This is a genomic window from Candidatus Methylacidiphilales bacterium, assembly GCA_025056655.1.
Classification (GTDB): domain Bacteria; phylum Verrucomicrobiota; class Verrucomicrobiia; order Methylacidiphilales; family JANWVL01; genus JANWVL01.
This window is the reverse complement of sequence record JANWVL010000110.1, coordinates 70,095-82,667: the sequence shown is the minus strand read 5'-3', so window position 1 is coordinate 82,667 and position 12,573 is coordinate 70,095. Positions and strand designations below refer to the sequence as shown.

Sequence of the window (12,573 nt, the reverse complement as noted above, 5' to 3'; positions counted from 1 at the left end):
TTGATGGGGGTGTTTATCAGCGGAATGGTTCTAGCGGTGATATTTTTATCTCCAGAGAAGGCCAAAGAAAAAGCAAGAGAGAAATTATTCGATTGGCTACACGGAATTTTTGAATCAGCCGATCGAGCAAGAAGTTTTGTAGGGAATATTCAAGCAGGGAGATTAACGGTCGAACAACTTCAAGAGCAAGTGAAAGCGCTTCAGATGAAGGTCAATCGTCTAGAGACTGAAAATGCGTATTTTCGGGAATTATCTGTTGAAAACGCGCGACTACGGGAAATGTTGAATTTCAAGCGCGCATCGAGTTTTCAGTTGTTGGCTGCCAAAGTCGTAGAGCGTGACCCTTCAGCGTGGTGGAGCACGGTAATTGTAAATCGTGGTTGGAAAGATGTAAAGGGCATTCCGGGAGCCAATCTGGATCGAGATTTGCCTGTGATATCACCTCGCGGAGTAGTGGGAAAAACTGGCCAAGTGATGGGGATGAAGACAGAGGTTATTTTGATTTTTAACGAAAATTCGCATATCTCTGTAGCCACCGAAGGGACTAACGTGCAGGGCATCGTGAAAGGCGGTGGGGTTGGAAAAGACGGTAGGCCCTTATTGAGAATGATTTACATTGATAGAGATGCACAGATTGCCCCGGGGGAGCGCCTTTTTACTACTGGATTGGGGGGAACTTTTCCTGCAGGTCTATACGTTGGCAGCGTGCTTGAAGTGTTGCCATTGAGGCAAACGGTTAATTTTGGTTTAAATTTAGAAGCAATTGTAGACCCGGCGATAGATCCATCAAAGATTGATGATTTATTTATTATATTAAAGCCAGAATGATGGTGTTCTATTACATTATCCTTGGTTGTCTTGCCGTGGTATTGCAGATGACCCTTTTCAATCCCTCTTCGCTGACTGCGTGGCGCCCCGAACTTCCAGCTCTCACAGTGGTATTAGCAGCGATTCATATGCGGGATGAGCGTGTGTATGTATCTACTGGAGTTACAGTCGTCTTTCATTCTGTTTTTTCAGCACAGCCTATTGCTATATCTTTGATTTCGTATGGCTTCTTGGCTTGGTTCGTCTTATTTCAGATGCAGGTCTTTGAGAAAAACCTTTTTTGGGCGGCATTTATGCTAGCTTTAATGGGAACTTTTGTGTTTATGATTGTAGATTACTTGGGATACTGTTTCATAAGTCAATACTGGCGATGGGATTTCGGCTTATGGAATAAGATTCTGATTCCGAGTCTGTTAAACGGAATCATAGCTCCGTTAATTTGTGGTATCACGTTGCTAATCTTCTCCATGCTTCCTGAAAGGCAGAGAAAGGAAACGTAATGTTATTCGACCAGGGTTACACGCATTCGCAAAGGCTTTATCTACTGGCTATCGCAGTGCTTTTCGCGATGGCTGTTTTAGTTTTTCGCCTTTATGAACTTCAAAGCAACAGCCCTGAGATGCTTGAAAGGATACGGGATCAAACCACCGTCACTCTACGTCTGCCCCCGGCTCGTGGTGGGATTTATGACCGCAACGGAGTTCCCCTTGCGGAAAACCGTGTAAGTTTCGATCTCGATCTTGATCTGGAAGAGATTCGCAGAAATGCCCCACGAAGATATCGAAATATTGATGAAAAAAAAATTGTCCGCCTTGTAAAGGAACAACTTGAGCCCATTTCTAAAAGCCTTGGTATTGAGATCCCCATCAACGAGCGTGACCTTCAGACCCATTTTCGGATTCGCACAGACCTGCCTTATCCAGTATTGAGCGATCTAAGCTTCGACAAAATCTCTCTCTTTCTTGAAAAAAATTTAGGAACTACAGGTATCGGCATTACTCCTCGTCCCGTTCGTCGATATCTTTATGGTGCGCTCGCTCCCCACGTGATGGGGTATATCGGAAGGCCTGATACTTCAGAAAAGGCCCTAATTATCAACCCTAAAGATAAAGATGCAAAAATAAAGGAATGGGAATATGAAACGGTCGGAAGGAAAGGCATCGAGCAAGTGATGGATGCCCAATTGCAAGGCCAACCTGGATATCGCATGGTGAGCGTTGATTCTCGTGGTGCGATTCAAAATGAAATCAAGCGCGTCGAAGCCACCGTCGGCAACTCCGTATTCCTCACCATCGATGTGCGGATACAATATATCGTCGAGACTGCCATGCGTGAATTTGACGTTGGACGTGGTGCTGCGGTCATTATCGACACGCAAAATGGCGATATACTCGCCATTGCATCTTTTCCGAATTACGACCCGAACGCCTTTATTCCGAGCATATCTCCAGCGCTATGGAAAGAACTTAACACCAATCCAGCGGCTCCCCTTTTTAACCGCGCAGTTAGTTCATATGCTCCTGGATCAACTTTTAAACTTCTCGTCGGTCTAGCTGCCTTAAGATCTGGCACACTTACACCAGACACCTATGTTGATTCTCCAGCGTTCATACAGATTGGTAATCTCAGCTTTAGAAACGTAAGAAACCAAGCCTGGGGACCTGTGAATCTTGAAGACGCCTTGCGTATGTCCATCAACACCTTTTTTTACAAGACTGCTATTCGGATGGGCCTTGCTCCTATTGTTCAATTGTGCGATGAAGCCAGATTTGGGTATCGGCTAAACTACCTATTGCCTCCAGAAGACCCAGGCATCATCCCTACCCCAGAATGGTTGAAAAAATACACCGGCAGTGAACACGTCTCAGACGCTTTTCTTGCAAATGTCTCGATAGGTCAAGGTGTGGTCAAGACTACTCCTCTGCAAATGGCTATTTTCGCAGCAGCGATTGCCAATGGTGGCAACGTCTACTATCCACGTCTTTTGAAACAAGTCAGTAACTTTGAAGGCGACGTCATTGCTTTTACGCCCTCACGCATTCTCTCAACTATTAACTCTATCCCGCGCGACTTTGAAGTCGTCCGAAGAGGGATGCGTGCTTGCGTTACAGCAGGCACCGGAACTAGTGCGAATATCCCCTACTTCCCAATCGCCGCAAAGACGGGAACAGCACAATTCAAGACCCGCATGAATAATCAAATCGTCCAAGATAACCGCGCTTGGCTCGTCGGCTATGCACCTTATGATAATCCACGATATGCTTTCGCAGTGGTAGTTGAAGGAGGAGAAAGTGGGGGAAGAACGGCCGGACCCATTGTTAGAAAAATCATGGAAGAAATCTACAAACTAGAACAAGGGGTTGGCCTAACCTTAGATCAAATGTCAGTTCTCCCCCCGACCAAAGGCCACTTTAAAGGTGTCAAGCCTGTCTCAAGCAACATTTCATCTAGAATTTTAAGGCGAGCATCTCCTGCGGCGACTAATCCTCCAACTGCCAATCCCTCTCCTGCTCCACCTCCTCCCTCACCCCCTTCAATTCTACCTAGAAGGCGATAAGCTTATGAATATCAAACTCTATTTCAGAAAGTTATGGGCTATGGATTGGGCTCTATTTTTCATAGTCTTAGGATTGTGCACCGCTAGCTATTACTTTGTGCATAGCGCTACCTACATGCACGAGTCAGCTGAAATGCGCACAATCGCCGACTCTCAACGCTTGTGGATCATAATCGGCTTCATCTTTTATATTATCGCTGCTCTGATTGACTACAAAATATGGATAAAACATGCCCATATAATTTTCCTCTTCTCTCTGGTTTTGCTCGTTGCAGTGCTTCTATTTGGCACCGTCGTAAATAACTCCAAAAGCTGGATTCGTATCGGAAACCTCCCGGGAATTCAACCAGCGGAATTCTCCAAGCTTGCCTTCATCTGTTTTGCCGTTGCAGTGATGATTCGCGCCTCGAGAAAAGGAGGTATCCTGTTCATTCTCATGTTCATCCTTGCAGCAATCCCTATGGCTCTTATCCTAAAGCAACCAGACCTAGGGTCTGCCTTCGTTTTCCTTCCAATTGTTTATGCCATCATGCTCGTGGGCGGCGTCAAGAAACGTTATCTCGCCATCCCCATCATTCTGCTGATTTCTGCCATCATCTACCTTTATTATTACGTTTACAAGCTCAACCACAAAATCCCCTTCCTCAAAACTTACCAAATGGAACGCATCCTCACCTTCTTTGATCCCAATCGCGACCCGCGAAACGCAGGCTGGACTATCAATCAATCTCTCATCGCAATAGGCTCGGGAGGGATGGAAGGCCGCGGTTATCTCCAAGGCGGCCAAAATAAACTCGGATTTCTTCCTCGCGATATTTCCTACACAGACTTTATCTTCTCCGTAGTCGCTGAAGAATTCGGCTTTCGTGGAGCTTCCCTCCTCATCATTGCTTTGACATCCGTTATGCTACTATCCATAAAAATCGCTCTTAAAGCCCGAGATTTAAGCGGGATGCTCCTTGTAACCGGCATTGTCGCAATGCTTTTCACTCACACCTTCATTAACATCGGCATGACCATGAAAGTCGTTCCCATCACCGGTATTCCCCTTCCCTTCACGAGCTACGGAGGCACCTTCATGGTCACTTGCCTTACTGCCGTCGGCTTAGTTCAAAGCGTCTGGATCCACAGGCGTTACACCTTTAGCACCTAGTTTTATCCGTTTTAAAATTCCCACCCATTCATATGTTCATCGACAAAGTCAAACAAATTCTAGGCATCAAGAAAAATAAGCCCGTAAAAGAAATTATCATCTCCTGTGAGCGCCTTGAGCGCCGCGTCGCCTTACTCGAGGATGGACGGTTAGAAGAGTTTGTCATCGAGCGCGACTCAGACCGTCAGATCTCCGGCAACATCTACAAAGGACGCGTCCAAAATATCGAGCTCGGCCTTAAAGCAATGTTTATTGACATCGGCCTTGAAAAAAACGCCTTCTTACATTTCTGGGACGCCATCCCCGCTGCCCTCGATTCCGGTTTCGAAGAAATTCAACGGCAAGCACCACATTCCGCCCCCAAACGAATCACTCCCAACGATATTCCAAATCTTTACCCAGTCGGATCCGAAATCATCGTGCAAGTCACCAAAGGCCCTATCGGCACAAAAGGCCCTCGCGTCACGACCAACCTCACCCTGCCAGGGCGTTACCTAGTCCTAACTCCCTTTTCCAACACCTTCGGGATATCCAGAAAAATAGAGGATCCAGAAGAACGTAAACGACTAAGAAAAATCCTCTCCTCACTCGACGTCCCAGAAAACATGGGCGTAATCCTTCGCACAGTCGGTGAAGGACAAAAAGCACGATTCTTCGTTCGCGACCTGCATATGCTCCTCGAGCAATGGAGAAAAATCGAAGCCAAACAAAAAGAAATGAAAAATCCAGGCCTCCTTCTTGCCGAGCCAGACATCATAGACCGCACCGTTCGCGACTTCCTCACCGACGATATCGATCGAATTGTCGTCGACGACCTCGATGCCGCCAACCGCATGCGCGAAACTGTCGGAAAAATCTCTAAACGTTCCGTTAAAAAAATCCGCTTCTACAACGAACCAATACCAATCTTCGAAAAATTCAACATCGAGCGGCAGATCGACTCAGCATTTCGCCGTCAAGTCTGGCTGCCCTGCGGAGGATCTATCGTAATTGACGAAACAGAAGCCCTTGTCGCGATTGACGTCAATACCGGCCGCAACAAAGCTCAAAAAGAAATGGATAAAACCATTCTCCAAACCAACCTCGAAGCCGCGGAGGAAATCGCCCGTCAACTTCGCCTTCGCAACATTGGAGGACTCGTAGTCATAGACTTTATCGATATGCGCGACCGCCGCGATCAAATAGCCGTATTCAATCGCCTTAGAGAATGCCTAAAAAGAGATAAAGCCAAGACCAACGTCCTCCCTATCTCCGCACTCGGCCTTGTCGAAATGACTCGCCAACGTGCTCAAGAAAGCATTTCTCGCGCAATCTACACCGAATGTCCCACTTGCAAAGGCCGTGGCATGATCAAATCTCCCGAAACAATGTCCGTAGAAATTCAACGGGCCATCACACGAACTATGAAACTTCATCCCGAAATCCACGAACTACGGATCATCGTCAACCCACAAATCCTAGAACGCCTCCGCACAGAAGATGAAGACCATCTCATCGAGATTGAACGACGCTTTCAAGGGAAACTCATCTTCCGCCCTGACCCCAAAATGGCATTCGAAGAATTTCAAATCCTCGATGCTAACACTAACCAAGCCCTCAACTGAACTTTCCCTGTTCGATGCCCACACCTCTTGTGCGTTCGGCCTTCAAGCGAATAATGTTCGGATCTAAATAGAGATGCGCCCAAGGCATGTTCTCAACATTCCACGGAGTGACCCGTGGATCATAGCCCCAGCGACCATCATAGACTCTTTCCTTAAGCCTTCTCCACACTTCAGCATACAACTGATCTCGAGGATCGATCGGAAATTTCTGCAACGGATTATACCTCGAAATCAACCCCACATAGATTTCTTTCTTCATTCCATAAGCCAGCGCAGCATATCCCAGCAGTTGAAAGTGCTTCCCCTGAGATAAACCATTCGCAGTCAACCGCTCGACATTCATCCCTGTCTTATAGTCAAGAATAAGGATAATCGGCTGTTGGGTTTCATCACAAGCCTCTACCCATACGTCAACCTTACCAGTCATGGATAAAAAACCCCACGGCTGGCTCGATGAAAGATCTCCCATATATTCTATTTTCTTTTCGGTCTCAATCTTTTGAACAGTGCATGTCATCAATCCATCGATTAAATGCCATGACAAATCCCTGGCCTGACTTTCCATAGCCCTGTAGAGACTATCCCAAAAATAAGGAAGCGGCCTTCCCGCTTGGTTATATCGCCTCTCTAGCTTAAATTTATCTGCCTCTGCAGCTCTCTTCAACGCCTCGTGAACGCTCTGAATGAAGAGAGTGTGCGGGTCCATCCTAAGCTCTCTCATGACTCTGGAAAAGGCTTCCTGCAACCATTTATGCATCTTGTTTCCGATCCATAGAGGCCTAAACGTCTTCCATTCCCATTCCTTTTCCTTAGGTATGCACTGGAGAAATACGGAATACCAAGCCTCCTCACCCTTCGTTAAAATATCTTCTAGTTCTCGCACTTGATATACCCTAGGCCTAGCTGGCTTTGCTAAACAAAAACAATAACTATCGAAAGGTTTTGTCGAATCCCTTCTTCGCAAATGCGCCTCAAGAAACAAAGACCGCCTTGAAGAATCTATAGCCGCTTGGGCCTTTTGCTTTTCTCGTTGCAGACTTTGCAAATCTAACGGCTCTCCTCTGGTTTCAGCCCAAGCTTGAGAAAAGAAAAATGAAGGAGAGGTTGAAGTCCCTCTCACCTCATCATAAAAAGCCACTGCAAGAGTAAGACGATACTTCGAGAGATTAAACAGTTGACGGAAGTGTTCATAATCAATTGTGAAGCGATCGCTTGGATAAGGCAGAGGAAAAATTCCATTTTTTTTACTGACAGCCTCGTTCAATGATCGGACCCGTTCCTCCTTAAGCCAAGGATTTATGCGGTAGGCGCCTGGCCAGACTCCTTCATGGATCTCTGCAGCTAACAAAGCGTCCCACGAAACCCCCTGTGCTTCAGACGGCCGTAATATATATACAAATGGCTCCTGAGTCTGCTGCTTAACACGTGGCGGTCGTAGAAGCCAACTTTCAAAGCATGCAACAGCCCACTTCTTACTGACTGGGACGGCCAAAACCTCGCTGAGATCATGAAGCTCATTTACTAAATAAGCTCGGATTTCTTGACCAATGTTGACTCCGATCAGAGTATCAATTTGATCAAGAAGTTCTCGTATATAAACTTGTAGGGGCGCTTTTTCAGGCCATCGCCACAGGTTTTTCCAATGATCGACGCAATTCATAATCACCTGATCCTCGGGCAATCGCATATCTATACGCAAAATCTCTAGGTCACGCTCTCCGGTCGCTTTCCAAAGTTCCTCCAAGCGACGATGCAGAGTCTCAGAAGAGGGTAGTGGCGCTTGAAAAAGCGCCTGCCACGAAGGAACGGTTGCGACTGTCTTCCAGAAATCTAAAAATGTTGGAATCATTAAACCTTCTTTTTGCAAACGCAACCAGCTTGCAATAATTTGTTGATCAAAACGAAGAGGAACAGCTATCGGAAAAGTGCTAAGGAATGGGATCTTCAGCTCTCGGAAGTGATAGCTCAAATAGCCCGCTACAGAACTATTATCAGGTATGACGATAGCGATCCGCTTGAAGCCAATCTTAAGCTGCTCTTCAGCCCAGTCTGCGATTTGATCCGCAAGCTGTCTTAGATTTATAGCAAAAATAAAATCCTTCTTTTTCTCCTCAACTCCCTGTGATAGCGGCTGCTCTTCTGGATCACTTTCCTCAATCTTAGACCTGGCTTGAGGCAAATACTGATCTGCCCAATCTAACCAATACCGTTGTGCCTGCTTATCCACATCTGAGGGAAGAAAGGTGAAGACGGCTCGATCCGTGTAACATTTTAGCGCCGCAGCAAATAAAGGAAATTGATCGATGTGTGAACTATCAAATCCGAATAAAATCAATCTATGATCGATTCGTGGATTTGAATCTTTAAGCTCTAGGATTTTTCTTAGGCAAGATGCGCTTGTGCGTTCCTCTAGACGGTCTTCGAAATACCTACACCACTCTCGATAAGGGAATCGCCATAATTCTGGTAGTGCATCTTCCAAGACTCGAGGATCATGCCCTGCGAAAATCAACTGATGAAACGCCTCACTCAAATCACTTATTCCCTGGTGCAGCGTCTCTGATTCGATTGTGTGAAGTGGTTCTTCGAAATAACCATGCATCAGCCATTTCCAGGCTTGCAGGCTAAATGGTCTGCGTGAAAGCGGATCGAATTTTCTTTGCAAGTAACCAAAGAGTTCTTGGGGTGTCCACACTTCGATATTGAGATAAAAGGCAAAATGCCCATGCAAGGCGCGTTTCCACTGCTGTCGCGCTGTTTCATGAGGCACGATGAGATGACAAGCTCTCCAGGGATCTTCTGTTTTCCATTTACGTATCAATTTGAGACATTCTAACTCAAGGAACTGGATGTCGTAATGAACAAGATGATATGCGATTTTCACGAGTGCTGTCCTTGTATCCACATCACGAAAGTCTTAGTCGACAGGACCAAGTGCAGATTTAAGCATTTCTTCACTCGCCGTGGAATGCATCAGGTCTTCATTCCGAGGCACTACAAATGGCTTTCCTACATGGATGGTGCAAGAAGTAAAAGGCCAAGGCACCACAAAACGATCCCAAGAGTTCAATGTCCAGCATCGCCGATATTCCAGACGGATTGGAATAATAGGTAAACCCTCCATCTGGCTTAAATACAAGATACCAGGTTTAACCTCACCTCTCGGGCCACGAGGTCCATCAGGTGTGAAAGCTACGTCACAACATTCCTCTTTTAGCTTTGTGATTAACTGGCGAAACGCGATATGTCCCAGCCGCCGTGTTGATCCTCGAGTCACACTAAGACCAAATCGTTCGATGACTTTAGTGATGAATTCCCCATCCCGACTTCGACTGATCAAAACTGTAAGGGGATAACCCCCCGCGTAAAGTGACGCATAGATCTTGTAGACTACTGGCATTAGGAGAATGTAACGATGCCAAAACGCAAAAATGTATGGATGCGGGGGCAGATTTTCTCTCACTCGATGAGGATCGTTGAATCGAAAGCGAATGGTCTTTCCGAGCGCTTTAATAAAGAGAACGCATAAGCTCACAAAGATAGCCTGTGTTTTGTCGTCGAATCGAACTTTCATGGAATTGAGCGTCTTGTGAAAATACGTGAAAGAGCGCGTGCGGGGGTTTTGATGAAGAGCTCACGTAAGAATTCATCTGTCGTCATTCGCCGCGGCTCTTGTATCTTTGTCGCTTGAAAAAAAGCCACAGCCGCCACTCCCGCCATCAGAATGTAGACAGACGAAAATGCGTTTAATGAAATCCTTCCTTGCACAATATTGAGATCCTTGAATGTATCTAAAATTAAGCCCCACAGAACTGGCACGATTCCTAATATCAAGCTTGTTACAACGCTATAGATGGCGAAAAAATGACTACGCCCCATCTGAGGAATAGTCGCCATGAGGCTGCGGCTATTGGCTAACGTGAAAAGGGGGGCTGCAAACCCTGCAGTTATCTGTTGGAATGCTAAAGTATAAGCATTTAGAGGGAGAATCGAGGATGCAAGAGAAGCCCATCCTATGAGGTGTAAGGCAGTGATTAACAGAGAAAATAAGAGCAACTTCCGATTGCCGACGCGATCAATCACTGCTCCACCGAGGCTAAGGGCGATCATGGCCATAGCGCTTCCGGAGGCGCCGAGTAAGAGAATGTGCGCGTCGTTGAAGCCGAAACAGTTTTTAGTCATCGGCACCCAGATAAAACTCATACCTGCAAATGTTACGTGTATGATCGTCGAATAAATCACGATTCGTTGAAAAGGGGCATACTTCAGCATCACTCTCCATGGCACAGGCTCACTGGTCTTAGACACTGTGGCTGGTGGGGCATCAGGCATTTTATTCAAGAAATAAAGGCTGCCGAGCGCGGAAAAAAAACTCACGGAAAATAGTATTCCAAATTCACGAAGCGATGTGTCTTGGTGAACGAATAACGCTATTGCGACGAGATTCATTAAGGCCCCCAAATTCATGCAAAATTGGTCTATAGAGAGGAAACGTCCTCGTTGCTCTTCGGGGACTATGCTTGCAACCCAAGGCAAGAAACCAGCTACTGAAAAGCCTCGAGCTATGTTGTATCCGGCATAGAGGAAAAGTGTAAGCCCAAGACGTGTAGAGGAATCCAATCGGGGCCAAAACGCTATCCCAGCGATCGCAAGAATAAAGATGGTGCGAATTGACCAACCCCTTAATACAAAAAGGCGATAACCTATTCTCTCCAGATAGTAAGCTGCGGGGATTTGAAGGATATTCAGCAAGTTAGGCAATGCGCCAATGATCGCGATGATCGCTGCCGATGCTCCTAGATTCTGCACATAAAGCATCATTGGCACACCAGCGACGATGCTGTATGAGATCGTATTCAGGAGCTGAAAAAGATAGGCGTTGTAGATTCCTGGTGGCATGGTGTTATGGCTTCGGGCGCAACAAGGGGAAAGCTATCACGTCCCGGATAGATTCAGCTCCGGTGAGCAGCATAACGAGGCGATCGATCCCTAGTCCGATTCCTCCGGCCGCTGGCATGCCATGCTCGAGTGCGAGAAGGAAGTCTTCGTCGATCTTTTGGGTTTCTTCGCCGACCTGTTCTTCGAGTCGGCGACGTTGGGTGATTGGGTCATTTAATTCGGTGTAGCCGGGCGCAATCTCTTGTCGATTGATGATCAGCTCAAACACATCGACGACATCTGGGTTGTCCTTATTTTGCTTGGCAAGCGGGACGAGTTCCTTGGGCAGATGGGTAACGAAAAGAGGATTAACTGTTCTGGATTCGACCAACTTTTCAAAGATTAATTGGGTGTATTCAGCTGGGGTATGGTGAGGTAAAATGTCTACACCAAGAGCGGTGCAACGTTGTCGTTGTTCTTCTATGCTGAGTTGATACCAATCCTCACCGGCGACTTCGAGGATGCATTGTCTGTAGGTTTTGCGAGGCCATGGGGGTGTGAGATCAATCGTATCAGTAGAGGATGAGCTAGTGGCGTCGTTTTTTTGGGGGGAAATAATTAGAGAACCGATCACAGTCTGCGCGACATGAGTGATGAGGTTTTCGAGGAGCTCAGCCATGATTTGGTAATCAGCATAAGCCCAGTAAGCTTCGAGCATGGTGAATTCGGGATTGTGCTTTCGCGATATGCCTTCATTTCGGAAATTGCGATTGATCTCGTAGATTTTGGTAAATCCCCCGACGAGTAGCCTTTTGAGATAAAGTTCTGGAGCAATGCGGAGGAAGAGAGGGATATTGAGTGCGTTGTGATGAGTGAGGAAAGGTTGAGCGGCTGCTCCTCCTGCGATCGTCTGCATCATTGGAGTCTCGACTTCGATAAACCCCCGTTCATCTAAGTAGTTCCGTATAGCTTTAATTATGCGGCTTCTCGTGATGAGGGTCTGAGTTACCGAACGGTTGATCACCATGTCGAGGTAACGTTGTCGATATCGAGTCTCAGGATCATTTAGTCCATGCCATTGTGAGGGGAGGGGTCGTATAGCTTTGCCAAGGAGGGTGAAGGCTGTCACGCGGATGGTGCGCTCGCCTGTTTTTGTGACAAAGAGTTGTCCTTCGACTCCGATCCAATCAGCGAGATCAAGGAGTCTGAAATGTTCAAGTTTTTCACCTAAGGATTGAGGATTCGCGTAGACTTGGATGCGCCCAGTTTCATCTTGGATGTGACCGAATATGGATTTTCCCATATCACGGAAGCTGATGAGTCGTCCTGCCGCTTTGGCTGGGGCATCGGGGGTGAAATTATCGAGAATTTTCTGGATGGGCGATGTGCCTGGGTAGGCTTGGCCGAAAGGATCATAACCGAGGCTTTGCCATGTCTTGAGTTTTTCTCTGCGCAGTCGGATAAGCTCTGGTTCGGGAGGTGATGAAGACGGCGTGTGCATAGGGTTAAGGTGTATAGATAAATTTAAGGCACTGAGCGATGATTAACGCAGT

At 46.7% G+C, this 12,573-nt stretch carries 9 protein-coding genes; 5 read left to right on the top strand and 4 right to left on the bottom strand.

The features are described from left to right. Positions 1-3 precede the first annotated feature (3 nt). The 5 genes from NZM04_07085 to NZM04_07065 are packed head-to-tail and all read left to right on the top strand — an operon-like array spanning position 4 to position 6,142. Complete coding sequence (locus NZM04_07085; protein ID MCS7063790.1) at positions 4-828, top strand: rod shape-determining protein MreC; 825 nt, start codon at positions 4-6, stop codon at positions 826-828. After that, a complete protein-coding gene (locus tag NZM04_07080; GenBank protein MCS7063789.1) occupies positions 825-1,328 on the top strand; it encodes a hypothetical protein in 504 nt (167 codons plus the stop codon). Before NZM04_07085 ends, NZM04_07080 begins: the two co-directional genes overlap by 4 nt. Next, positions 1,328-3,385: a penicillin-binding protein 2 gene (gene mrdA / locus NZM04_07075; GenBank protein ID MCS7063788.1), complete on the top strand. Its 2,058-nt coding sequence runs from the start codon at positions 1,328-1,330 to the stop codon at positions 3,383-3,385. The genes NZM04_07080 and mrdA overlap by 1 nt, the downstream gene beginning before the upstream one ends. A 4-nt stretch (positions 3,386-3,389) precedes the next feature. Further along, positions 3,390-4,538, top strand: a complete 1,149-nt coding sequence (locus NZM04_07070) for a rod shape-determining protein RodA (GenBank protein MCS7063787.1) — start codon at positions 3,390-3,392, stop codon at positions 4,536-4,538. A gap of 32 nt (positions 4,539-4,570) precedes the next feature. Beyond that, a complete protein-coding gene (locus NZM04_07065) occupies positions 4,571-6,142 on the top strand; it encodes an Rne/Rng family ribonuclease (protein ID MCS7063786.1) in 1,572 nt (523 codons plus the stop codon). On the opposite strand, the gene NZM04_07060 is transcribed toward NZM04_07065, so the two are convergent. Genes NZM04_07060 through lysS form a run of 4 tightly spaced genes read right to left on the bottom strand, consistent with a single transcriptional unit; the run spans position 6,135 to position 12,521 of the window. After that, the gene (locus NZM04_07060; protein ID MCS7063785.1) at positions 6,135-9,026 is read right to left on the bottom strand and encodes a hypothetical protein; all 2,892 of its coding nucleotides are present in this window, start codon (positions 9,024-9,026) and stop codon (positions 6,135-6,137) included. The two genes, NZM04_07065 and NZM04_07060, sit on opposite strands and share 8 nt — an antisense overlap. 33 nt (positions 9,027-9,059) lie before the next feature. Continuing rightward, entirely contained in the window at positions 9,060-9,716 is a 657-nt protein-coding gene (locus NZM04_07055; GenBank protein ID MCS7063784.1) for a lysophospholipid acyltransferase family protein, read from the bottom strand. Continuing rightward, positions 9,713-11,041 carry an MFS transporter gene (locus NZM04_07050; GenBank protein MCS7063783.1) on the bottom strand — a complete coding sequence of 443 codons (1,329 nt, stop codon included), beginning with the start codon at positions 11,039-11,041 and terminating at the stop codon, positions 9,713-9,715. Before NZM04_07050 ends, NZM04_07055 begins: the two co-directional genes overlap by 4 nt. 4 nt (positions 11,042-11,045) lie before the next feature. Then, entirely contained in the window at positions 11,046-12,521 is a 1,476-nt protein-coding gene (gene lysS, locus NZM04_07045; GenBank protein MCS7063782.1) for a lysine--tRNA ligase, read from the bottom strand. Positions 12,522-12,573: the final 52 nt, after the last annotated feature.